The 23,169-nt window shown below is 66.8% G+C and carries 19 protein-coding genes and 1 pseudogene; 13 read left to right on the forward strand and 7 right to left on the reverse strand.

Going from position 1 to position 23,169, the window contains the following annotated elements; genetic code table 11:
- The first annotated feature begins 163 nt into the window (after nucleotides 1-163).
- From EDD90_RS28730 to EDD90_RS28740, 3 genes are all read left to right on the forward strand, one after another.
- On the forward strand, nucleotides 164-2,002 hold the full coding sequence (locus EDD90_RS28730) for a copper resistance protein CopC (RefSeq protein ID WP_123981759.1): 1,839 nt from the start codon (nucleotides 164-166) through the stop codon (nucleotides 2,000-2,002).
- Between the two features lie 136 nt (nucleotides 2,003-2,138).
- Nucleotides 2,139-2,891 carry a hypothetical protein gene (locus tag EDD90_RS55705; RefSeq protein ID WP_185149256.1) on the forward strand — a complete coding sequence of 251 codons (753 nt, stop codon included), beginning with the start codon at nucleotides 2,139-2,141 and terminating at the stop codon, nucleotides 2,889-2,891.
- 14 nt (nucleotides 2,892-2,905) lie between these two features.
- Complete coding sequence (locus tag EDD90_RS28740) at nucleotides 2,906-5,065, forward strand: bifunctional polysaccharide deacetylase/glycosyltransferase family 2 protein (RefSeq protein ID WP_123975860.1); 2,160 nt, start codon at nucleotides 2,906-2,908, stop codon at nucleotides 5,063-5,065.
- Nucleotides 5,066-5,103: 38 nt separating this feature from the next.
- On the opposite strand, the gene EDD90_RS28745 is transcribed toward EDD90_RS28740, so the two are convergent.
- Nucleotides 5,104-7,719: a DUF6185 family protein gene (locus EDD90_RS28745; RefSeq protein ID WP_123975861.1), complete on the reverse strand. Its 2,616-nt coding sequence runs from the start codon at nucleotides 7,717-7,719 to the stop codon at nucleotides 5,104-5,106.
- Between the two features lie 179 nt (nucleotides 7,720-7,898).
- Between EDD90_RS28745 and EDD90_RS28750 the strand changes: the two genes are divergently transcribed.
- Together EDD90_RS28750 and EDD90_RS28755 are read left to right on the forward strand one after the other, a co-directional pair.
- Nucleotides 7,899-8,306, forward strand: coding sequence for a hypothetical protein (locus EDD90_RS28750; RefSeq protein ID WP_123975862.1), 408 nt, complete (start codon nucleotides 7,899-7,901; stop codon nucleotides 8,304-8,306).
- A gap of 24 nt (nucleotides 8,307-8,330) precedes the next feature.
- The gene (locus tag EDD90_RS28755; RefSeq protein ID WP_123975863.1) at nucleotides 8,331-8,561 is read left to right on the forward strand and encodes a hypothetical protein; all 231 of its coding nucleotides are present in this window, start codon (nucleotides 8,331-8,333) and stop codon (nucleotides 8,559-8,561) included.
- Between the two features lie 134 nt (nucleotides 8,562-8,695).
- Here EDD90_RS28755 and EDD90_RS28760 read toward each other — a convergent pair whose 3' ends face one another.
- Both EDD90_RS28760 and EDD90_RS28765 read right to left on the reverse strand, forming a co-directional pair.
- Nucleotides 8,696-9,121, reverse strand: coding sequence for a PIN domain-containing protein (locus tag EDD90_RS28760; RefSeq protein ID WP_123975864.1), 426 nt, complete (start codon nucleotides 9,119-9,121; stop codon nucleotides 8,696-8,698).
- The gene (locus EDD90_RS28765) at nucleotides 9,118-9,396 is read right to left on the reverse strand and encodes a CopG family transcriptional regulator (protein ID WP_123975865.1); all 279 of its coding nucleotides are present in this window, start codon (nucleotides 9,394-9,396) and stop codon (nucleotides 9,118-9,120) included. Before EDD90_RS28765 ends, EDD90_RS28760 begins: the two co-directional genes overlap by 4 nt.
- A gap of 155 nt (nucleotides 9,397-9,551) precedes the next feature.
- Here EDD90_RS28765 and EDD90_RS28770 point away from each other — a divergent pair, with 155 nt between their 5' ends.
- The 4 genes and pseudogenes from EDD90_RS28770 to EDD90_RS28790 all read left to right on the forward strand — a co-directional run bounded on the left by EDD90_RS28770 (nucleotide 9,552) and on the right by EDD90_RS28790 (nucleotide 11,523).
- Nucleotides 9,552-9,800 carry a hypothetical protein gene (locus EDD90_RS28770; RefSeq protein WP_123975866.1) on the forward strand — a complete coding sequence of 83 codons (249 nt, stop codon included), beginning with the start codon at nucleotides 9,552-9,554 and terminating at the stop codon, nucleotides 9,798-9,800.
- Nucleotides 9,797-10,093 (forward strand): annotated as a pseudogene (locus EDD90_RS28775) (DNA-binding protein); the annotation flags it as partial. The gene EDD90_RS28770 and the pseudogene EDD90_RS28775, both read left to right, overlap by 4 nt.
- A gap of 750 nt (nucleotides 10,094-10,843) precedes the next feature.
- On the forward strand, nucleotides 10,844-11,128 hold the full coding sequence (locus EDD90_RS28785; RefSeq protein WP_030973973.1) for a hypothetical protein: 285 nt from the start codon (nucleotides 10,844-10,846) through the stop codon (nucleotides 11,126-11,128).
- The gene (locus tag EDD90_RS28790) at nucleotides 11,110-11,523 is read left to right on the forward strand and encodes a hypothetical protein (protein ID WP_030973975.1); all 414 of its coding nucleotides are present in this window, start codon (nucleotides 11,110-11,112) and stop codon (nucleotides 11,521-11,523) included. Before EDD90_RS28785 ends, EDD90_RS28790 begins: the two co-directional genes overlap by 19 nt.
- Before the next feature lie 134 nt (nucleotides 11,524-11,657).
- Here the strand turns inward: EDD90_RS28790 and EDD90_RS28795 are convergent, their stop codons facing one another.
- Nucleotides 11,658-12,902 (reverse strand): plasmid pRiA4b ORF-3 family protein, encoded by a 1,245-nt coding sequence (locus tag EDD90_RS28795; protein WP_260328136.1) that lies wholly within the window; start codon nucleotides 12,900-12,902, stop codon nucleotides 11,658-11,660.
- 134 nt (nucleotides 12,903-13,036) lie between these two features.
- Between EDD90_RS28795 and EDD90_RS28800 the strand changes: the two genes are divergently transcribed.
- The 3 genes from EDD90_RS28800 (at nucleotide 13,037) to EDD90_RS28810 (ending at nucleotide 16,048) form a co-directional block, all read left to right on the forward strand.
- Nucleotides 13,037-13,759, forward strand: coding sequence for a hypothetical protein (locus EDD90_RS28800; protein ID WP_123975868.1), 723 nt, complete (start codon nucleotides 13,037-13,039; stop codon nucleotides 13,757-13,759).
- Nucleotides 13,760-13,768: 9 nt separating this feature from the next.
- Nucleotides 13,769-15,124: a helicase-associated domain-containing protein gene (locus EDD90_RS28805; protein ID WP_260328137.1), complete on the forward strand. Its 1,356-nt coding sequence runs from the start codon at nucleotides 13,769-13,771 to the stop codon at nucleotides 15,122-15,124.
- 663 nt (nucleotides 15,125-15,787) lie between these two features.
- Nucleotides 15,788-16,048 (forward strand): hypothetical protein, encoded by a 261-nt coding sequence (locus EDD90_RS28810; protein ID WP_123975869.1) that lies wholly within the window; start codon nucleotides 15,788-15,790, stop codon nucleotides 16,046-16,048.
- Between the two features lie 690 nt (nucleotides 16,049-16,738).
- On the opposite strand, the gene EDD90_RS28820 is transcribed toward EDD90_RS28810, so the two are convergent.
- Nucleotides 16,739-17,284 carry a GIY-YIG nuclease family protein gene (locus EDD90_RS28820; protein ID WP_123975871.1) on the reverse strand — a complete coding sequence of 182 codons (546 nt, stop codon included), beginning with the start codon at nucleotides 17,282-17,284 and terminating at the stop codon, nucleotides 16,739-16,741.
- 330 nt (nucleotides 17,285-17,614) lie between these two features.
- Between EDD90_RS28820 and EDD90_RS28825 the strand changes: the two genes are divergently transcribed.
- Nucleotides 17,615-18,853, forward strand: a complete 1,239-nt coding sequence (locus EDD90_RS28825; protein WP_123972384.1) for an IS256 family transposase — start codon at nucleotides 17,615-17,617, stop codon at nucleotides 18,851-18,853.
- Nucleotides 18,854-18,950: 97 nt separating this feature from the next.
- On the opposite strand, the gene EDD90_RS28830 is transcribed toward EDD90_RS28825, so the two are convergent.
- Both EDD90_RS28830 and EDD90_RS28835 read right to left on the reverse strand, forming a co-directional pair.
- Nucleotides 18,951-19,469 (reverse strand): hypothetical protein, encoded by a 519-nt coding sequence (locus tag EDD90_RS28830; protein ID WP_123975872.1) that lies wholly within the window; start codon nucleotides 19,467-19,469, stop codon nucleotides 18,951-18,953.
- 80 nt (nucleotides 19,470-19,549) lie between these two features.
- Nucleotides 19,550-22,912 (reverse strand): triacylglycerol lipase, encoded by a 3,363-nt coding sequence (locus EDD90_RS28835; RefSeq protein ID WP_123975873.1) that lies wholly within the window; start codon nucleotides 22,910-22,912, stop codon nucleotides 19,550-19,552.
- Nucleotides 22,913-23,169 lie beyond the last annotated feature (257 nt).

Below are 23,169 nucleotides of genomic sequence, written 5' to 3' on the forward strand. Positions count from 1 at the left end.
GCCGCGTGGGCGCGACCGGCCCCACTCACCCGCAGACAAAATGAGTCCCAAACGCCCCCCATCCGTATGACACACGAACGCGTGTTTCCGAACTCAGGACGGTGACGTGGGCGAAGAACACGACCAGCAGCCGACGCCGACCAGGCACAGGGCGCTACGGTCCCTGACTCTGATCGGCACCCTCCTCGCCGCCCTCCTCTTCGCATCTGCGGCCCCCGCCTCCGCACACGCGGCGCTGCGTGGCAGCGACCCCGCCGACGGCGCCGTACTCAAGTCGGCGCCCGGATCCGTCACCCTGACCTTCACCGAGTCCGTCGGCCTGCTCGACGACTCGTTCCGGGTGTACGACCCCACCAACCACCGGGTCACCACCGGCGAGGCGGAACACGGTCCGGCCGGCTCGGACACCGCCCGGATCACCTTCCCGAAGAAGCTCGGTACCGGCACGTTCACCGTGGCGTGGCGGGTCGTGTCGGCGGACAGCCACCCCGTCTCCGGTGCCCTCACCTTCTCCGTGGGCAAACCGTCGGCGACCACGGTGCCGGTCTCCACCGGCCCGGTCGAGAACCCGGCCACCGACAGCCTCTACAACATGGGCCGCTACGTCGCGTACCTCGCCGTGGCCCTGCTGATCGGCGCCGTCGCCTTCATCACCGTCTGCCGCCCCCCGGACCCCACCCCCCTGCGCAAGCCGATCCGGACGGCCTGGTGGGCCCTGCTGGCCGCCACGCTCTTCCTCTTCGTCCTGCGTTCCCCGTACGAGGAGGGCACCTCCCCGGCGACGGCCTTCGACCTCTCCGCCCTGGCCGGGTCCGCGACAGGCCGCCCCGGCCTGGCCCTGCTCGCCAGGGCCGCCCTGCTGGCGATCGTCGCGGGCCTCTACCTCCTGCTCCGCAAGCGCGCGGACCCGACCCGCCCGTCCCGTGCGCTGCTCGCCACGGCAGCCGTCCTCGCCATCGCCCTGGCGCTCACCTGGGCGGTGGCGGAACACGCCTCCGCCGGCATCCAGGTCCCCCTGGCGATGACGTCCTCGGTGCTGCACCTGCTGGCGATGGCGCTCTGGCTGGGCGGCCTTACGGCCCTCCTCGTCACCCTCTACCGGGCCACCGCCACGCCCCTCCCCGCCGCCGTTGTCACCCGCTTCTCCCGGGTGGCCTTCGCCTCGGTGACGGTCCTCGTCGGCACCGGCGTCTACCAGTCCTGGCGCGGTCTGGGCTCCTGGCAGGCGCTCACCGACACGTCGTACGGCAGGCTCCTCCTGGTCAAACTCGTCGCCGTGACCCTGCTGCTGGCGGCGGCCTCCCGGTCCCGCCGCTGGACGGCGAAGCTGGCGGCCGCACCGGCCACGGCGGCCCGCGCCCGCGTCCCGCAGACGGTCGGCGCCCCGCTCCCGGAGGGGGACCCCGGCTCCCCGGAGGGCCCCGAGGCGCCGGCGGACTCCGGTTCCCCGGCGGACCCCCACCCCCCGGAGGGCTCCCGGCCTCCGGAGGAGCCGTCCGCCACGCCCGGCCACCTGGCCCTGCGCCGCTCGGTCCTCGCCGAAGTCGCCGTCGGCGTGGTCGTCCTCGTCGTCACCACGATCCTCACCGGCACCCTGCCCGGCCGCGCGGCGGCGGAGGCGGCCGCGTCGGGAGCGTCGACGAGCGAGGTCGGGATACCCGCGGCCGTCGTCGCCATGGTCCCGTTCGACGTGGGCACCCCGAACGGCCGGGGCAAGGTACAGATCACCCTGGACCCGGGCCGGGTCGGCAAGAACTCCGTGCAGGCGGTCGTCTTCGCCCAGGACGGCGGTATCTCCACCGTCCCCGAACTCGGCCTCTCCTTCACCCTCGCCGCCCAGAAGATCGGCCCGCTCCCCGCGAACCTCGCCGACCGCGGCGGCTATTGGGCCACCAACTCCGTCAGCCTCCCCATCGCGGGCGAGTGGACGATGAAGCTGACGGTACGGGTGTCGGACCTGGACCAGGTGACGGTGACGCAGAAGATACGGATCGCCGCCTAGCCCACGCCTGGCCCGACCGCACCGCTCACATGTGGCCTTCCGGGGTGGGAGGTGTAACAGTTTCGGGCTCGCGCGCACTGTCCATGCGGACGACCATGTCGGTCGTCCGCATGGACAGGGGCGGGACTTCGTGCAGATGACGGACGAGAGCGGCCGGGCGTACGGCGAGGAGTCGTACGGCGGTGCCGGTTACGGGTACGGCCACGGCCACGAGGGCGGCACCGCCACCGCCGCTCCCGATCCGACCGTGCCGGAGCCGAACCTCCGGGCCACCGGCGCTCCGCTCCCCGGGGCCGGGACGGACCACCTCGGCACCGTGGACTCTCCGCACGGTGACGTCATCACCGTGCCGCCCCCGGACCGGGACTCGCCGGAGAACGATCAGGCGCGGCCCGTCTTCGTGGACGCCTCGGGCCGCCGCCAGCGCCGTGTGCGCCGCGCCGCACGGCTGCTGGTGATCCCCGCCGCCTGCTATGTCGCCCTGCTCATCAGCACGGTCCTGGGCGGTCCCACCATCAGCGCCCCGTTCGTCCCGTTGCCGGACACCCCGCACACGGCCACGCCGCACGCGACCGCCCCCGGCTCCCCGGCCGGCACCGGCCACCCGGCAGGAAGCGCGAACTCCGGTACGGCGTACGACGGCTCCCGTCCCGGTGCGAGCCGGACCGCCTCCGGCCCGACCGGTCGCCCGACGGCCTCGACCGCCGCCGCGGCCACGTCCGAGCCGACCACGACACCGGCCGGCACCGCCTCCCCGACCGCCGCCACCACCGGGAATCCCTCCGCGACTTCCTCCGCGACTCCCACCGCGGCCCCCAGCGCCGGTGCCACTGCGGCGCACTCCGGCAAGGGGCGCGCCATCGGCTCGTCCCACAAGCCCGTGAAGTGATCCGAGGCCCTGACATGACCGATCGCCGAAGCCGCACCGCTGCGCTCCGTCTGCGCGGCCGTACCCGCCGGGTCACCCCCCGCACCCACTGGCTGCTGCTGTGCGTGCTCGTGGTGACCCTGTCGGCCGCCCTGCTGCTACAGGGCTACACCCACCACATGTTCGGGATCACCTCGGACGACGTGACCGGCCCCCGGGGCCGCGCCAGAGCGGTGCCCGGCCGGGTGGCCCAGGGCGGCCCCGTGATCGCGGACGCCGACACCGCCCCGCACACCGCCCGTCCGAAGACCCGCACCATCGCCCTCACCTTCGACGACGGCCCCGACCCCACCTGGACGCCGCGCATCCTCGACGTGCTGCGCCGCAACCATGTGCACGCGACCTTCTTCGTCGTCGGCACCGAGGTCGTGGATCACCCCGACCTGGTCCGGCGGATCGTCGCCGACGGCCACCAGATCGGCATCCACACCTTCACCCACCCCGACCTGTCCCGCCTCGCCCCGTGGCAGCGTTCGCTGGAGCTGCGCGAGACCCAGCTCGCGGTGGCCGGCGCGGCCGGGGTGACCACCGCGCTGCTGAGGCCGCCGTACTCCTCGGAGAACGACGCGCTGGACGACGCCGACTGGTCGGTCCTGAAGCAGGCCGGCGCGGCCGGATACGTCACGGTGCTCTCCACCCAGGACGCCCAGGACTGGCAGCGCCCGGGTACGGAACGCATCCTCGTGAACGCCACCCCGCACGGCCGCGCCGGACAGATCCTGCTCATGCACGACGGCGGCGGCGACCGCGCCCAGACCGTCGCCGCGCTGAACACCCTGATACCCCGGCTCAAGGCCCGGGGCTTCCGGTTCGCGACGGTCGGCGCCGCGGTCGGCATGGCCGGCCCGGTCCAGCGCGCCGGACTGGGCGACCACCTCCAGGGGATGGCCCTGATCGGCCTGCTGCGGGGCGGCGACTGGATCGTACGGCTGCTGGAGGTACTGATGTTCGCGGCCGGTGCGGTCAGCGTCCTGCGCGCGGCGGTCGTGCTGTTCGCGGCCCGCCGGCACCGGCGGCTGCGCAACGGACACCGGGCCGGGGCCTGGGGACCGCCGGTGACCGAACGGGTCAGCGTCATCGTCCCCGCGTACAACGAGAGCGCCGGAATCGAGGCCGCCGTACGCTCCCTGCTCGCTTCGGACCATCCGGTCGAGATCATCGTGGTCGACGACGGCTCCACCGACGGCACCGCCGACCTGGTGGAGTCCCTCGGCCTGCCGGGGGTGCGGGTGATCCGGCAGGAGAACGCGGGCAAGCCGGCCGCGCTCAACACCGGTCTCGCCGCCGCCACCTGCGATCTCGTGGTCATGGTCGACGGCGACACGGTCTTCGAACCCGGCACCGTACGCACCCTCGTGCAGCCCTTCGCCGACCCGGGCGTGGGAGCCGTCTCGGGCAACGCCAAGGTCGTCAACCGCGGTGGCCTGCTCGGCCGTTGGCAGCACATCGAGTACGTGGTCGGCTTCAACCTCGACCGCCGCCTGTTCGACCTCGCCGAGTGCATGCCGACCGTGCCCGGCGCGGTCGGTGCCTTCCGCCGCCGCGCCCTGCTCGCCCTCGGCGGCGTCAGCGACACCACCCTCGCCGAGGACACCGACCTCACCATGGCGCTGTGCCGGGCCGGCTGGCGTGTGGTCTACGAGGAGCATGCGATCGCCTGGACCGAGGCACCGGCGTCCCTGGGCGCCCTGTGGCGCCAGCGCTACCGCTGGTGCTACGGCACCCTGCAGGCCATGTGGAAACACCGCGGCGCCCTGATCCAGCGCGGTGCCGCAGGCAAGCTCGGCCGCCGGGGGCTGGTGTACCTCCTGCTCTTCCAGGTCCTGCTGCCCCTGCTCGCACCGGTCGTCGACGTCTTCGCCGTCTACGGCCTGCTCTTCCTCGACCCGCTCCGGATCACCGCCCTGTGGCTCGCGTTCCTGCTGCTGCAACTGCTGATGGGCCTGTACGCGTTCCGCCTGGACGGCGAACGGCCCGGCTCGCTGTGGAGCCTGCCTCTGCAGCAGTTCGTCTACCGCCAGCTGATGTACCTGGTGGTCGTCCAGTCCGTCTTCACCGCGGTGTCGGGCTCGCGGGTGCGGTGGCAGCGCATGGAGCGCTACGGCAGCCTCCGGGCCCGGGAGACGGCGTCGTAGGAGGGCCGCCTCCCGGGCTCCGTCGGTGGCTGGTCCCCTCAGTGCGTCAGATGGACCCAGATCCCCACGATGGCCGCCGCCTGGACGAGGACCCAGGCGATCTGAACGGACAGGCCGCGCAGCTGGTAGACGGACAGCAGCAGGGCGAAACGGCTGGACTGGTACTGCAGGTCCTTGCGGAAGGTCGCCAGGTCCATCCAGATGCTGGTGAGCGTCAGGACGCACAGGAGGAGGGCGGCGTACAGGAGCAGCTGGCGGGGATCCGTGTCGATGAAATGGATGAGCGCGGCGGCCAGTACCACGGGGACGCCGTAGCCGGCGGTGAGGAACCACGCCCGTGCCTGGCTCCGGCGTCCCGGCAGCAGGCGCCACAGCGCCCCGAGCGTGAAGCCGGCCGCCGCCCATGCCATCTGATAGAGGATCAGGTCGGCGACGAATTCCGGAATGCCGACGGGGGTGAACAGAATCTGCGCTCGCCAGTAGGGAGCCTGCGCCTGGTAGTAGAGCAACAGCCCGGTGGCCGGCAGTCCGAACCAGAATGCCAGACGCCCCGCGCGGACCGCATTGGACCACCAGCGCCCGTACGGTCCCCAGGCCAGGGCGATGTCCAGCACCGAGATCTGCTCCGGCGGCTCGTTTCCCCCGCACGCGGTGACCAGCCAATTGCGCAGGTCTTCCAGCTCCTTTTCCAGCCCCTCGGAGGTCACCCCGTCTCCATGGCCTTGGTCCAGCAGGCGCTTCTGGTGGTTGACGGTGAGGTAGTGGCGGGCCTTCTTCACCAGTTCGTCCCGGTGCGGCTCGGTGCCCAGCCTTTTCGCATAGAAACTCTTGCCCATCCGGCCCAACACGGACCAGTCGCGTCCGATGCGGAGGACCGCGTACACGGCGACGATGTTCAGCACCAGCCAGACGCCGTACAGTGCGCTGGCATTCGCGAACTTCGCCGCCCGCACTCCGACGAATAAGGCGAACAAGGAGACGATCAGCAGGCGATCCAGCTTGCTCGGCCCGCGGGAGAACCGCTCGAATCGGCGGCCCTGTGTGCGGGCCGGCCTGTTGCGGTAACGCAGCAGCGCCAGCAGGGCGATGCCTGTCAGTACCCAGCTGTAGGCGAAGATCCATTTCAGGTCGCTGAAGAAGAAGTTCTCCAGCAGCTTGCTCTGGTACTTGTTGTACTCGGCAGGGTCGTAGTGTTCGGCGAGCCAGTTGACGCGCCCCCACTGTTTCGCGCTCGCATGCCAGGCGAGTCCGAGCAGAATCGTGGCGACGGCCGCCAGCAGACATCCGACGACGGCGACGCACTGCGCCGGGACCGCGTCCCACTGCTCGGTCCAGTGCTTGCGCAGCAAGCCTCCTTCGTGCGCGAATCGCCAGGCCCAGGCGAGCATCGCGGCCAGCCACAGCCACACGGTGGCCAAGCCGACCAGGACAAGCCCGGTGCGGCCCGGGGCGGTTGTCGTCACCGGCGCCAGGTTCTCCGGAAGACCGAAGGCACCGTGGGCCACGATCACCAGCAGGCCGATCCCCGCGACCGCACACGTGGCTGCCGTGACGGCGCGAGCCTGACCACGCCGGCCGTCGCCGGACGGGGCCGGCTCGTCAGGGCGGTCGCCGGGTGCGGCCGGTGGCGCGCCGAGGACCCAGGGGCGGGCGACGAGCACCAGGGCCAGGCCCGCGAGGATGCCGAGAATGGCGCACCACAGGGGTTTGGCTTCCTGCCATGGGATGAGCAGCCCCAGGGCGACCGCCCCGCTGAGTACGGCCCACTCCAGCAGCGTTCGCGTGAAGCTCGTGCTGTGTTCGGTGTCGGTGTCGGTGTCGGGGCCATCCGCCGCCGGTTGCCGGGCCGCGTCCCCGACCGGTGGCGGGGGCGGCGTCCCGTGCTCGGCGGCTGTTCCGGTGCGCCGGGCACGGAGTGCGGCCACGGCGATCAGGATCGAGGCGCACACCCACCACGAGGCGACGCCCGTGGTGGCCCAGACCGACTGGGTGAACGTCGTCGTCAGCTGGCGCAGCCGGGGCGGATCGATTTCCACCTGGACCTCTTGGGGCAGCCTGTTCGTCCACACCAGCTTGTTCTCCGTGGAGGACGACGCCCGTTCCACGAGGTCGCTGAAGGAGAGGCCGTCCAGATCGGCCTCGATCCGCTTCCACCGGACGGTCTGAAGTGTCGGCGGCCACAGATAGACCATCCACGTTCTCCCTGCGGGGACGATTTCCCAGGGGCCCACGGGGAACGGTTTGTTCGTGGTGATCCAGTTGTACGCGACGTAGTGCACCTCGACCGAAGAGTCGGTGGCGGTCACCACGGGATCGCGGGGATGCCACTCGTTGCGCGCCCCGGGAGTCTCGTCCCCGAGCAGCAGGCACCGCATGGCCAGGCGGTACTGCGGGGACTGCACGCTGAACGTCAGCTGCTTGGCGAGCGGCCACAGTCTCGGCACCCGTACCGTCATGTCGGAGACGAGCCAGGGGTGCGACTCCTTGTGCTGCTGCAATCGCAAGGTGGCCTCGACGCTGCTTTCCCGGAGGTGTTCCGGTTGGCAGCCGGTACCGGGGTCCCGCCGCTGTTGCGCCGACGCCGGGTCGCACGTCCACACGCATGACACCAGCACCACGAGTGACAGCAGCCGCCACCATCGAGTCATCGCCATAGGGCCGACACCTCTCCCTGTCCCCGGCGAATCTAGACAAAGCGTTGTATCTGTCATGAACAGACACACGTCGAACGTCTGACACACACCCCCTTGGGCGTGCCGGTGGCATTTGCGGGGCCTGGTTCGGCGCCTGAGAATGGAAGGCCGGTGACCGTCAGCCGATTGACGGAGGACTCATGACCGACACCCCGGTGGGCGTCCCGCGCAAGCCGCTTCCCCGGTTCGAGGAGGCCGAAGGGCTGGGACCCCAGGACGCCGAGTTCGTCGAGGACCTGGTGGCGGTACTGGCCAAGCACGGGAATCTGAACCGTTTCGGCCTGTGCCTGCTGCACGACCACTTCCCGCTCCGCGCGGACGAAGTGCTGGTGGAGACCAACGACCCCGAGGCCCGCACGCTGCACGCCCACGTCGAGAGGGCGGACGGCACACGGCACGCCAAGGCGTCGCAGTGGCGGTTCGTGCCCCATGCCGACGGCGAGGCGGACACGGAGCCGGCAGCGGGCCCCTGCCAGGAGATCATGCTGTGCACCACGCTCGACCTCTGCCCGGGCCACGAGCCCGACGACCGCCGCTCCGACCACTAGGGGCAGGACACCGGAGCGAGACAGGTGGTCGAGGCCGAAGGGTTCGCCGCCGACAGCGACCGGGGCGAAATCGGCGCGGTGGACGTCGAGGGTGTTCGGTATGCGATCCGGCTCGGGCCCAGAGTGCGGCGGCTGCTGTACGAGGTCGTCGACGGGCACATGGTGAAGCGGGACGTCCTCGCGGTCGCGGCCTGGGCGGAACCGGTCGTCACCGAGGAGAGCGCCCCTGGTTGGTACTCCGCAGAGACCGACTGAGACGGAAACCGGGACGGACGAACGCCAGAGGGCCGGGCCACTTTCGTGGTCCGGCCCTCTGAGCCGGCGGAGGACACGAGATTCGAACTCGTGAGGGGTCGCCCCCAACACAGAACTGAAACCAGGGCGCCGGGTCATACCTTCTTGACGACGATGGTGTCCGGGAGGAGCTTCTCCAGGTCGTCTACGTCCGAGGTGAAGACTGTGACCTGCCCTTTCTGCTGGCGTGCGATGACAGCGAGCACGGCATCGATCGCGTACTTGTGACCGTGCAGCTTGGCGTCGGCCAAGAGACGCCGGGCCTGGCGGGCCTCGTCCTTTCCGATATCGGCGACCTTGAGTCGGGAGAGCACCCAGTCCCAGCGCTGCTCGGTGGTCCTGCCGTCGTACGCCTCGACCAGCGTCATGGGAGACGTCACCACTTCGGCCTCACCCTCGGCCGCGAGGTCGAGCCAGGCGATCATCCTGCGGTCGCCGCGCACGGCCAGGGACAGGGCTTCGCAGTCGAGTACGAAGACGCGCGGTAGCCGCTGCCTGTGCTCACCGGCGCGCTTCTTCACGCGGCCTCTCCGGCATCGTGTCCTCCGGCGGTGCGACGGCGCTCGTGCTCGGCGTCGAGATCGTCCAGTTCCGCGAGGGCTGCCGCGCGCTCGTCCTCGGTGACCGGCCCGTGCTCCTCCTGCAGCCAGTTGACCAGCTCCAGCAGCCGGTCCCGATCGCGCTTGAATCGCAGTGCTTCGGCTACATACGCCGAAAGCCCCCGCTCAGCCGCGTCGGCGCGGATCTCGTCGAGGAGATCTTCGGGGATCGTCACCGTGACTTTTTTCGTCGCCATACTAGAGACCATACTCCTGGTGTAAGCGCCCTTACCAGGGTCGCTGAACCAGTCAGGCCCCAGGATGCGGATGTGATGATCCCGGAGTCTTCCCCGATGGACCGACTGCGGGGAACAGACACCACGTAGCGCGCATACCGCAATATGCTGCGGCTATGGCTGACACCACACGGATCACGGTGACGCTCCCCACTGAGCAGGTGGCGGAGCTGAAGAAGATCACGGACAACGTCTCCGGCTACGTGGCCGAAGCGGTCGCCAGGCAGATCCGGCACCAGCTTCTGGGAGCCGACCTGCGCAGCCACACGGATGAGCACGGGGCCTTCAGCGAGGAAGAGCTGGCCGAGGCGCGGGCGCGGATCTTCGGTACGACGTCGGCCGCCGGCGGCGCGAGCGTCGCGTGAGCGGGCACATCGAGACCGTCGTCCTGGACAGCGAGGGGCTGTCGGCCTGGGTGGCGCAGGACCGGAAGGTTCTGGCGCTGTTCCAGGTGTTCCACGACATGGGAGCGGACCTTGTCGTCAGCGCCAACACCATCGTGGAGGTGAGCCATGCCAGGGTGAACCTGGCCCGACTGCAATGGGCGCTCTCCCGGGTCAAGGTGGAGCCGGTCACGGAGGCTGCGGCCAAGGCTGCGGCCCAACTGCTCAAGGGCGCCGGTCTGCACGGACACAAGTACGCGGTCGACGCCACCGTGCCCTTGCCGGTGCCGGCGTAGAACCACAGGACTCCGGACCGGTCACGGGTCAGCAGGTCGGACCGGCCGTCACGGTTGAGGTCTCCGGACCACGTCAGCAGGTTGTACTTGTCCCAGCCCTTGCCGATGACAATGGACTTGTTGGTTCCCCGGGCGAACCTCCAGCCCTGCTGTGCCAGGGGGTGCCCCCGTGTCCAGGGCACCCCCTGGCGGCCGGCGATCTGTGGGAAGAGTCGGACTACGTGTTCACCAAGCCGTTGGGTGGACCGCTGAGCCCGAACACGGACTATCACGACTGGAAGCGGCTGCTGGAAAACGCGGGAGTGCAGAACGGCCAGCTGCACGACGCCCAGCACCGTCCCGGATCGCGTCATCGACCAGATCATGGGGGGGAGCCAGGCACCCTCGCCAGCGTGCGGACAACGGGGTCTGAGGACAACGTCGAAGGGCCCCCTGTTTCCAGGGGCCCTTCGACAACGTGCCCGGTGAGGCACTGGCGGAGGATACGAGATTCGAACTCGTGAGGGGTTGCCCCCAAGACGCTTTCCAAATGTTCGCCAGAGGGTTCGGAGGTGGTCGCCGGTGTCCTGACCAGCAGTGGAGTGGACTGTCCAGCGGCGTCCGGACACAGCTGAACTTAGGTGAATGAGACCAGAACTGAGACCGTGAGGTGACGGGTGGGCGACCCACGTCGTTCGGCGGGTGCTGGCACCCAGGCCGGATTCCTACTTATTTGATAATCTCGTCCCCATGAGTGAGATTCCGTACAGCGTCGGCGAAGGGCCGGCCACCAGGGTCAGCCTCTCCCTCCCCGAGGGGACGGCGGAGGCGATCCGCCGACGGGTCGGCAAGCGTGAGTTCTCCGCGTTCATCACCGAAGCGGTGGAGCGCGAACTGCGCGGTCAGATCCTGGATGAGTACCTGGCCGACTACGAACGCCGTCAGGGGCCGATCTCCGAGCACGAGCAGGAGCGGGCACGCCGGGTCTTCGACGAGGTGTTCGCCGAGGAGGGGCAGTGGCCCGCCGCAAGCTGAGTCACGAAGGCACACTCGTTCTCGACTGCGAGGGCCTGTCGAAGTTCGTCAGTGATCACGAGCCCGTGGTCGCCCTCATCGCCGAAGCCCGCAAGCGGGGCATGGAGGTGGTCATCAGCGCGCTCACCATCATCGAAGCGGTGCATCGCCGGACCGACAAGGCGCGGCTCGCCTGGGTCCTGTCCGGCGTGCGGATCGTGCACATCGGCGACGAGGAGGCCAAGGCCGCCTCAGCCATGCTGATCAACGCCGGGCTGCATGGTCACAAATACGCCATCGACGCTGCCGTGGCCGAGATGGCGCTACGTCAGCGGCGCCCGGTCGTCATGCTCACCTCGGACATCGACGACATGACGAAGCTCTGCGGCGACAGAGTGCGCCTCGTCGCCGTGTAGTCGATGCCCAAGACCCGAACGCCGGGGCAGGAAGGTCGGCCCGTACGTCCTTGTCCGAGCGCGGCGAGGCCGGTGGACCAGTCGGTAGTACCCACCAGGGCCGTGAACGGCCGTGTGGCCGGACGCCTTGTCTTTCATGGTGCCGTGAGGTGCAGCAGCCGTGCGTTGGCCTCGTCTGGCGTGAAACGGCCAGGGGCGAATTCCGTGGCGGACAGAAGTCCGAGCCACGCCAGCATGGCGTGGTGTTCCTCATGGGCCGGGTCGGCGAGGATCACTTTGAGATCGCTGTAGCCGGGGGCGCCGCCGCAGTCCTCGGGCGGGCACGCCCCGGCACCGTCCATACAGTGCGGGTAGTGGAGCCCGGCTGAGGCTGTCTCGAACCGCTCCACGGTGATGAGGTGCTCCCAGGAGTCCCCGAAGTCGTATGTGTACACGAAGTGGGTGCCTGGTTTGAGCAAGGCGGCCAGTGTGGCGGTGCGCTCATCGCGGAACCCGAGTTCACCGCCGGGACGGCCGTACTGGACGCCGTCGATGGTGAACGCGTACATGTGGCAGTTCTGCCAGCCCATCGCGTCCTGGATCACGGAGTGAAGCCGGTCCAGGCTGATCGCGGCGGGCACAAGTAGTCGCCGCCAAACTCGGGGGCTGTCCACGTCTGCCAACTCGACGAGGATCTGCAACACCGCTTCGCCGGGCTCGGGCCCGCCGCGCATCCGGGCCGTCTCGGTGCGGCCGTCCGCCGTCAACTCGGCGCTTTCCCCGGCGACATGGACAGCGCCCAGGGAAGCGAGGGCCTTCAGGACTCGCTGGATGTCGTGGTCGTTGGCGGTGCGCAGATGCCTCAGGCGGTCGGGGGACAGGTCGTCGAGCACGTACAGCGGGCTGACCGCCTGCCACACCACCTCCTGCAGGTCACTGAGCGGCACCGGGGTCGTGGCCGCGTACAGCCGCTGCAGCAAGGTCCGCAGGCCCCGGTCGTACTCGTGCGCGAACAGGGACTCCAGCCAGCCGGACACCGTCACGGCCGGGCCGATCTGCGGTAGCGCGGCGAACAGCGCGCCACGCAGTTCGCCGGGGCGGTCCAGCAGCCTGGCGTTCTTCTTCACCGGCAGCAGGCGCCCGCCCGCGGTCCGCAGCAGCCGTGCCGCCTTCGTCCACTCGACCAGCAGCGTGAGGTGGTACAGCTCCTCGCTGGACTTCGTCTTGAACGTACGGTCCCCGATCACCGGGTCCATCCGGTCGCCGGTGTCCAGAAGCTCCACCAGCGCCCGCGCGTCGGCAAGCGTCACACGGCCGGTCTCGGTCAGCTTGCGGCCCGTGCCCACCCAACCGACCAGCGCTCGCACCTGCTCGACGGTACTGCCCACTGCCTCACCCATGTTGATCCACACGTTCCGGCTCGATTGCGCCCGTTGCCACCGAGCCCAGGATGACAGGCGGCGGGCGGCTGGGCCGGAATACGCTCACGTGCACTCCGTGAGGGGGCATGACGCGTGCCTGGCAGACTACGACGGTGACCACGCACGATGAGGAACTGCTGGCCCGGGTCCGGGAGATGAGGGAGCGCGGCAGCGCACCGAAGCAGATCGCGAAGGCGCTGGGGCTGCGCCCGGCCCAGGCCACCGCGCTGGTGAGACAGGTCGCGGAAACGGCACAGGCGAACATCGCGCCGGATGAGCGGCCGGTGGTGGGCTGCTGGGTAAACGCGGGCTGGAGCGCGGGACTGGACATGACCGGGGCTCCGGACTGGGCGGCGGCCGACCCGATCGGCCAGGAACCGGACCCGGGTACGGGCGGCTTCGCCCAGATTCTGCTGGCCCGCCAGGCACGGGCCAGCAGGGTGACCGTTACCGGTTTCCTTGTGGATGTGTACTGCTTGGGGGTGAAGAACGTGACCGACCCAGAGGTGATGGGTTCCGGCTCCCTGACCACATACGTGCCGATGTACTACTCGGCTTTCGACCACCCGCCGCTGTCGATCAGCGTTGAGCAGGCCCAGACGATCGTGCGCGACGCGGTCACCTACGCCGCCGGCCTGGGCTTCGAGCCCGCGGCCGGCTTCACCGACGCCGCAGTGCACCTGGGAACCCCGCCCGGGGATCGGCCCGCCATCGGCTTCGGCCGGGACGGTAAGCCGTTCTATTTCTCCGGTCCTCACGACGACCCGCGCAAGGTGGTGCAGACGCTGGAACGCACCCGTGGGACCGGCAACTATCACTATGTCGCCCACCTGTAGGAATGGGACGTGAGCGGCACGAAACAGGGAATACGCGCAGTGACACCGGTCGAACGGCAACAGGAGTCCACCGACGCTCCGCGGGTCAGGCACACCGAGCATGAGGCGCAGGCCGGCCTGCTGGCGGTGCTGCGTCTGTGCGCCGCGGGGAAGCTGCGGTGCAGTGAGAAGACCCGTCGCCCCGGCGCCGCCACTGTCGCGGCGGTTGCCGACGTCCTGGAGGGTGGCGACTTCTATGAGCACGAGGCCATCGCCGCCTTCGCCTGGCCGATGCTGCTCCAGGCAGGTGGCCTCGCCCAGCTCACCGGCGGCCGACTGGCGCTGACTCCGCGCGGACGGGCCGCGCTGACCCGGCCGGCGCACCTGATCATCGCCGGGCTGTGGCAGCGCTGGCTGAACAACAGTCTCCTGGACGAGTTCTCCCGCGTCGAGGAGATCAAGGGCCAGCGCGCGGCGAATGTCCTGACTGCCGCCAAACCGCGCCGCAAGATCGTCGGCCAGGCACTGGCCGGCCTCACCCCGGGTGAGTGGACGTCCGTCGACGGCCTGTTCACCGAGATGCGCGCGACTGGTCTGAATCCCGTCGTCCACCGTAGCGAGCGCGCCCTGTGGAAGCTCTACCTGGAGGATCCCCAGTACGGCAGCCTCGGCTACGACGGCCACCACGGCTGGTCCCTCCTCCAGGGCCGGTACACCCTGACCGTGCTCTTCGAGTACGCCGCCACGTTCGGCCTCATCGACATCGAGCACGTCGGCCCGGAGGGCGCCCGCGACGACTACCGGGACAACTGGGGCGGCGATTACCTCGACCGGATCAGTCGCTACGACGGTCTGACCGCGGTCCGCCTCAACCCTCTCGGCGCCTACGCCGTCGGCCTCACCGGCGACTACGCCCCCACTCCTACACCGGCCGTCACTTCGGGCAGGGTCACCGTCCTGGCGAACTTCGACATCGTCGCTCTCGACGGGCTGCCCTCGGCCGACGCACTTCTCCTGGACACGTTCGCCGACAGGAAATCCGATCGGGTCTGGACGCTCAGCACCGCGTCCCTCCTGAGCGCCCTCGACCGCGGGCACGCCCTCGACGAGCTCCGCCGCTACGTGGACCAGGCAGCCTCGCACCCTCTGCCCCAGACCGTCACCACGCTGCTGGACGATACCGCCCGCCGCACCGGCCGACTCCGTGACGCAGGACAGGTCCACCTCATCGAATGCGAGGACGAGGCACTGGCAGCCCTCGTTGTCAGCGACCGCCGCCTGCGCGCGTTGTGCACCCGGCTTGGTGAACGCCACCTCGTGGTCTCCCCCGAGCAGCTACCGGCGTTTCGCAAGGCCACTCGCGCCCTGGGCTACCCGCTGGGATGAGGCGAGCAGACTACTTAGGGGCGCCCGGGCCCCCTTGGGCCCGGGCGCACGTCGATGCGCGATCGCTGGTCACCGGGGGAGCGGTCCGCCACGCGAGCTGAATAGGTAGAATGTCGGAAATAAATGAGACCAAAACTGAGACCAGAGCACGTCGAAGGGCCCCACCGCGAACGGTGGGGCCCTTCGACATCGTGCCCGGTGAGGCACTGGCGGAGGATACGAGATTCGAACTCGTGAGGGGTTGCCCCCAACACGCTTTCCAACTGTGGTGGTGCATGGCGGGGCCGCGTACGGGGCCGTTCACCTGCGTTCATGGGCGGCCGAGCATGAGAGCCGCTACCAGCTTCGGTCCCGCCTGAACGGCCGCGAACGGCGGTGAATGAGACGGAATCTGAGACGGACCGTGGGGCCGGGGATGTGGCCGGGGGCCGTGGGGCGACGAACACGCCGCGATCGGGCTGTCCGTCGTCACGGCCCAGCGAGGCCCGCTCAGCGTGAACAAGTCCGCGGTGAAGCGGAACTGCTCGAATCGTCAGCGGGTCCGGTCCGTCGTGTCCTAGAGTGCGAGCGCGGCCGAGAGCAGGAGCGTGAGCTGGAGGCCGAGAGATGTACGGACATTCAGATCGTCAAGGTGCCGATCTTTCGCAAGCGGGGGAAGAGTTGATGGACGAGGACAAGAAGAAGGACGCTGAGCTACCACCCTTGCTCTCTCGGTTCGTGGACGCGGCGGTGTGGGCCAGGACAAACAGTGATCTTGTCTGGGACAGGCAAGCAGATGGTAGGTTCCGCGCTGGACTCGTCCTCAAGTTCTCCGCTTCCCAGTCGGTCATGCTGAAGATCGAGAAAAATCCTGGCAGCCGTCTTGACTGGCAGTTCGGCTCCGCCAAGCCCCTCCCTAAGCTGCGCAGGAAGCCTCTACGCTGATACGTGAACTCATGCCCTCTTCGTCCCGAAGCAACTGGGTCCGAGGTGCTGCCTTGGGCTACTGCGCCTCTCACCTGCGGTGATGGTGCGCTGACGTACGCGGGTGTTCGCGGTTGTGCGCCGTGGTTGTCACGCAGTTAGACACTCAGCCCGGTCTCGCACACGGAGCAGGCATTCAAAGGCCCCGTAGCGCCTCGTACAGGTCGCCGTAGGCGGTCCAGCAGTCGATGCTGCCGTCGTCGTACAGGCTGCCCATGTACCAGTCGTCGTCATCGACAGGCTTCACGAGACACAGGCTGTGGAACCCGAGAACGATCTCCGGGCGTGGCATCTCGTGGGCCTCGCCGACGCTGACCCACTTCACTGGCCGATCGGGATCCAGGGCGGCAGCTTCTCGGTCTCCCGAGACATCGCGGATCTGCTGAAGAGTCCAACCGCGGGGGAGCCGTATGTCTGCCATCCATGGATGATCCCACTCGCCAGATGAGGGTCGTCGTGGGCAAGAGTTGCTCGCGCGCTCACTTCTTGCCCTGGGTCTTGCCCGGGATCTTGGGGAGCTGCTTTTTTGCTGGTCAGGACGGCGTTATTGAGCGGCCGAACGGTCGTCATTGGTCGTCGTTGGCCGCTGTTGAGCGACCTCGGACGGCCCAGGGAGGGCCCGGCCAACGGCCCCGCGGCCCGCTCAGCAATCTACGAACTGATGGGCAAGTCACGGGCCCGCTGTCGTGCTTGAGCCCGAATCTCCTTCAGACGACTGTGGAACGCGTTGTGTCGGTTCTGGTCGAGGTTCAGCGGGAGATCGAGTTTCGAGATGAGCTGCGACTCCAGGTCCCACGGCTCGCCTTGCTCGATCCAGCACACACGGGCGTTGTCCGCCATCCACTGGCTCAAGGTTGCCTCGCCGGCCTTGCCGAAGGTCATCCGCTTGCCGCTGCCCACGCGGCGCAACTCAAGTCCGAGCAGACAACCGAGGGTGAGACGCAGAGTCGAGCCGGCCGCGTTGCCCCGGTAGTGGTACCGCACCCGCTTGCGCAGGTTCTGCGTGCTGGTTCTGTTCGCCATGTACCGCGGGGCTATCCCGACATAGAGCAGGCGCCCGGGCTCCAGGTCCTCGTGGGGCGGCTGCTTGAAGTGCCAGCCGTAGACTCCCGCCACCGCCGGGACAGGGCTCGGACGCACCAAGACTTCCTGCGACGACCACAACCGATCGGGACTGACTAGAGCAGCAGCTTCCACGGAACCCTCCCGACGTGCCACGACCTGATCGTCGCAGGCTACTGGCCAGCGCTGGCGCGCGGTTCCTGACCTGCGTAACTGCGTGACATCAGCTTGGGAAGCTGCGGGCATTCGGGGCCGGTTCGGGCGCTGACCTGGTCGAACGGTGATTCGGAGGATTCATCAGGCGGGAGATGGCGTCCCGTGAAGTGGTGTAGCCGGGCAGGGTCCCGGAACGCGCGGGTGTCTGCTCGGGGCGTGCATCCGCCGGCGGTGCATGCTCCCTGAACAAGGGCAGGCCATCGCGCAAGTCTCTCTGGTGAACGGGCAGTTCGACCGGAGGAGCACGCGATGGCCTTGTCCCAGTCTGAGCTGATGCGGCTGCTTGAGTCACTACGTCGGGCCGATGGAGTTGAAGCAATCAGGGTGGTGTGCGAGCGCATCCTGCAGGAGCTGATCGAGGCCGAGGCCACCGAGGTGATCGGTGCCGCGCCGCGCGAGCACTCCCAGACGCGCACGACCTGGCGCAACGGGCACCGGGACAGGGTGCTGACCACGCAGGCCGGCGATCTGGACCTGAAGATCCCGAAGGTGCGGAGCGGGTCATTCTTCCCGTCGCTGCTGGAACGCCGGCGGCGGATCGACCGGGCGTTGTTCGCCGTGGTGATGGAGGCATACGTGCATGGTGTCTCGACCCGCTCGGTCGACGACCTGGTCAAAGCACTCGGTGCGGACAGCGGGATCTCCAAGTCCGAGGTCTCCCGCATCTGCGGTGAGCTGGACGAAGAACTGACCGCGTTCAAGGAGCGGCCGCTGGAGCACACCGTCTTCCCCTACGTCTTCCTGGACGCCACCTACTGCAAGGCCCGGGTCAACCACCGGATCGTCTCCCAGGCCGTGGTCATCGCCACCGGGATCTCCGCCACCGGACACCGCGAGATCCTCGGGCTGATGGTCGGCGACAGTGAGTCGAAGCCGTTCTGGACGAAGTTCCTGCGCTCGCTGCGGGCCCGCGGCCTGGAGAACGTCCAGCTGGTCATCTCCGACAGCCACAGCGGTCTGGTGGCCGCGATCCGCACCGTTTTCCTCGGTGCGGCCTGGCAAAGGTGCCGGGTTCACTTCGTCCGGGACGTGTTCTCGGTGATCGAAAGGGGCTCCGGGGAGATGGTCGCCGCGACCATCCGCACCATCTTCGCGCAGACCACCGGTGAGCAGGTGCGCACCCAACTGAACGTGGTCGCCGACATGCTCGGACGGCAGTTCCCGCAGGTCAAGACGATGCTGCTGGATGCGGCAACGGACATCACCGCGTTCGCCGACTTCCCGCCGGCGCACTGGAAGAAGATCTGGTCGACCAACCCGCTGGAGCGGCTGAACCGGGAGATCAAACGGCGGGCCGACGTCGTCCAGGTCTTTCCCAACCCCGCCGCCCTTGACCGGCTCGCCGCCGCGGTCCTGGCCGAACTCCACGACGAATGGCAGGTCTTCGACCGCCGCTACTTCTCCGAAGCCTCCATGGCCGAGCTCTTCACCACCAAGCCGGCCGAACCCGAAATCACCCCACAACCGGAACCGAAACAGCTGCCGTGACTACACCACCTCGCGGGACATGACCAGGCGGGAGCGCTTTCACCGTGGTTCCCCGCTGTTCCCCGCCCGATCTGGTGCGCTTATGGTGCGGCCCGTGTTACCTGCGCGGCATCATCAGAGGTCCATCTAAGGGGACGTGGGGGCACCTCTCCTGCTGGGTATAGCCGCCGGGTACGTCCGTGCTGACAGAGTCCCAGAAGGGTTTGACCTGGCGAAAGTGGCCGCCGGCTGTGTGCCACTGGAGTCCAGGGTAGGCACGGCGTAATGACTGGAGAGCAGCTGAGGCGAGGCCGTAGCGCTTGTAGTCCTCGTAGGAGTAGGGCGATTCGACCCAGCCGATCTTGCACAGATCGCAGACTACGTACTCGACCTCGAAAGCCAGGTTGGATTTGAAGTAGGCAGCCCGGATACGCCAGCCTGTCCGCTCGTAGTGGCCAGCGGGCCGATCGACCCAGGGTCTCGGTGGGGTGCCGCCCCGGTTGAACTGGTAGACCTCGGGGGACACCCATCGGCGGAGCCGGTCGCGCCAGGTCGGTTTGTCGGGCCACTTCCGAACCCAGTGCACATGGTCAGCGAGCTGTGCCAGGGCGCGGATCGCCCCTTCTTCCTCTGCCATGGGCTCCCCTTCGTAGTCGTCTGTGCCTCCGGACTCGGTGTCCGACGCGTTGGCTTCTTGACCAGTGCCAGGGGTAACCGTTAGCCGAAAATGTGGTCCCAAGCCCATGGGTCGGCTGCGAGGCCGTTAACTTCCCGCCCATACGCTTTGTAGCGCTCAGGCAAGTCAACGCCGGAGTCCATCGCGCGGCGTGTCAAGGTTTCCGTGGCTTGGGCTGTGCCGACTTGCCGAAGCTGCCTAAGTAGCCTCCTAACAGCGCGGGCGTTGGTTACGGACGCATGCTTTTCCGGATTCCTTGTAAGAAGTGCGGCGATCGTTTGCTCCGCTGGCAGCGCTCTCAATTGCCTGATCAATTGTGCGACGTCTCCCGGATCATCAAGCCTTGCTTCGCTTTCCGGGTGGCGCGCAAGAAGCCCAGCAATTGACCGCTCCGCCGACACTGCTCTCAACTGCTTGATCAATTGTGCGACGTCTCCCGGATTATCGAGCCTTGCCTGGCTTTCCGGGTTGCGTGCAAGAAGCGCGGCGATCGCCCGCTCTGCTCTGACAGGGTGAAGAACCCTAATAATTGACGCAATCGTTCTAGGATCCCGAGAGGACATGTCGCAGACAAGTCGATTCCCCAAGACGTCAACAGCCTCGTGCTCACCCAGTTCCCACAACTCGGTGAGCAGTCCGGCTACCGCGTAGGCACTGTTGACCTTTACGTGAGCGGCGGGATTACGCGCCAGGAGGGCTGTCACAGCTTGATGCGCACCCACACCGCGGGACTCCTTCAGTATCTGAGCAACGATTTGAGGACTTCTCAAGTCCGCATGATCGGCCCAACGCAGTGCAAGGTCGGCAACCATATCTTCAGCACCGCTTGTTTGTCGCAGCTGCCTCAGCAATTGAATCAGACCTCGGCCGTCTTCGAGATTTACCTTTGTGACAGGATCGCGAGCCAACAGAGCGGAGATTGAATCAAATGATCCGCTCTTCCTTAGAGCGTTGATGAGTTGTGCTAGAGCACCTGGATTTCGCAACCCTACTCTGGATGCTGGATTCAAATCTAGCAGCTTGGCAATCGCCTGAGTCGCTCCGCCGGATTGAAGTTGCCCTATGCGGAATGCGATGGCGCCAGCGTCAGTAGCACTGACCGTTGTTATCTGATCCAAGACCACCGAGGCTTGATCTTCATCTATTTTCCGTAGCGAAGTGAACAGCTGAGCTGCAGCGCGCGGATCACTGGCCGTCACGTACTCTGCTGGCTTACGAGCGGCAAGCCGAGAGGCGGCATTATGCGCGCCGCTCTTTATCAGGGAATTTATAAGCTGCGAAACCGCAAAAGGGTCCTCCAAGTTGACATGAACAGCTGGGTCTCGCCCAAGCAGAGTTGCCAGCGCTCTATGAGCACCTGAACTGCGAAAATGAGAAAGTAGCCGTGCGACAACGCCGGGATCAGTAAGCGTTGCATTATTGGCAACCCATTCCAAGCCGCGATACTCCGGATCGAGTGTGCGGGTAAGGCGTCGCACAAGATCTCCCGCCGCGCTTGGATGTCCGACAAGGATTGCTTTCCGAGAAAGTCGGAATGAATCTTTATATAAACCTCTTTTCCAGGCGGAATCGGCTAGTCGCTCAAGATCGTCTGGGTCATGAGTATGGACCTTCAGCGCTTCCCAGAGTGACGGGCTTCCAAGCTGATCGGCTCGTTGAGAGCGAGTGTGTTGGTCCAGGTAGTCGGCGGGTTCATAACTCGCCGGCGCGCCAGAGCGAGTCCGGTACGCTGCTAGAGGAGCGAGTGTGTTTCGGATGTCAGTGCGTGTGCCGTCAGACCTAACCCCCGTGGAAAGAGACCGAAGCGTCTCCTCGGCCCAGTGCGGATCTGCACTGCGACGACGGGGATTTAGGGCACCATCAGCTGTTTCAGACAACAGATCTGCTGCGATAGGCGTTCGATGGCCAAGCCGACGCGCGTCAAGTGCAGCTGTAATAACCGCGTGCTCGATATGAGTGAAGTGAACCCCCGGCCCTTCGATGTAGGCGCGAAGCAGTTCCGGTCCGCCACTCAGATGCTGAATTACATGCCCATCGTTAGCGCCTGCGTCCAGTGCTTGGCTAAGCCGATTATCGCCGTATTTTCGGGCGAGATCCTTCCAGCGGCTGCGATCCTCTTCCGTAAGCTCGGCCGACACTGGAATGCGCACAGTCAGGCCTGGATGCGTAAGCAGCGCCCTCGCTTTTCCGTAAGGGTCCTCTGGAGTTCCGAGTGCCGTTAGTTCATTCCAGTATGGCTCGGTCCACAATGTACCAACTGCTATCACACCATTTTGGCGCTCAAGCGTCGATTTCAACTCTGCGGCGACCCGCTCCCCTGACGAGCCATAAAGGAATCGTTGTGCTTCATTGAGCCACAGCACACTACCGGATACGAGACGACGACTCTCAATCAACTCAAGGAGGTCATCGGATGCCGTTGGGCGCAGAAGTGGACGGTCAGGGGCCAAGTCGCGGAGTGCCTCGTAAAGCGCACGCGTTTTCCCCGTCGAAGAGTCACCTGTGAGAATGACGAGGATCGACGGCCCGCCGTCAATAGTTGACTTAAGCGCCCGACGTAGGACCTCGTCATGAACCCGGGCAAGATAGGGTGTTAGTCCAACACTGGACTTTGTGGCTTCGCCGGGCGATACGGCAACGTGAACTTCGAGTGTTTCTGCTCGTAGAGTTCCGATAATCTCAACCGGCGGGGCGTTACTTTCTGCCAACATTAGCTGACGCTTGAGTGCAGTAAATGAGCGATGTTGGCGAGAGTCAGGACGGACGATGGAGAAATGGTCTCCTGGAAGAACAGTGGCGTCAGGGAATACACTGCGGGCTGATGCAGGGGTGACGATGTTGTCAGTCTCACCCGCGTAAACTTGGATGGGAATTCTACATGAATGACTTGTGGTTTGGGTGGCATTAACGACACGATTGATTACGATTCGCTGCGCTTCAGTGACCTGCTCGTCGAGAGGTCTTAGCTGTCGTTCTTGAGGATTGAATGGAATCCAGCGCCGACGTAGGGACAGCCCTATATCTGAGCCGTTATTCGGGCAGGCAAACATTACGATACGACGGATGCGGGCAAGATCTTCACCTCTCCCCTCATTGAGCATACGGGCGAGATATCGTTGGACAACAAGGCCACCCTGGCTGTGGGACACTAGCATTAGATTTTGATATTCCTGGCCTTCCGTGTCCAGAAACTCCTTAAGCCTGTCTGCGACATTTTCGAAAGTCGGAATTCGGCGGAGCGGATGAAAAGACCTCAGTGCTGTGGCATAGCGAAATAGAAGCGAGTGGGTGAAATTCAGATTTGCATCGTCTTCGATTAGTTCAACGAACGAATCCCACATGGATGGGTCGGAACGGAATCCGTGGATAAAAACAACGCCAAGCTTTCCGCCGTCTGATGCCATCTGCGCCCCCTCCGTACTTGTCAGACCCATACGGTACTGAAGGTTGGGGCTTCTATCTATCTGAAGAGATCAACACGTCCGGAACCACAGGAGTGTCGGGCGTGCATACATGACTGGTCATGGCCAGACAGGTCGGCGGAACGGCTTTGGGGTGGCGCTGCTTTGGCGCGAGTGATCATGGCCCCGTAAGCTTCCGGCGCGTCGGGCAGTCTGTGGACCTGCCCGGTAAAGCACGACGTTGGGGCCATGATCTTCGA

Origin of the sequence: Streptomyces sp. Ag109_O5-1 (genome assembly GCF_003814875.1) — a bacterium.
In the GTDB taxonomy this organism is placed as follows: domain Bacteria; phylum Actinomycetota; class Actinomycetes; order Streptomycetales; family Streptomycetaceae; genus Streptomyces; species Streptomyces sasae.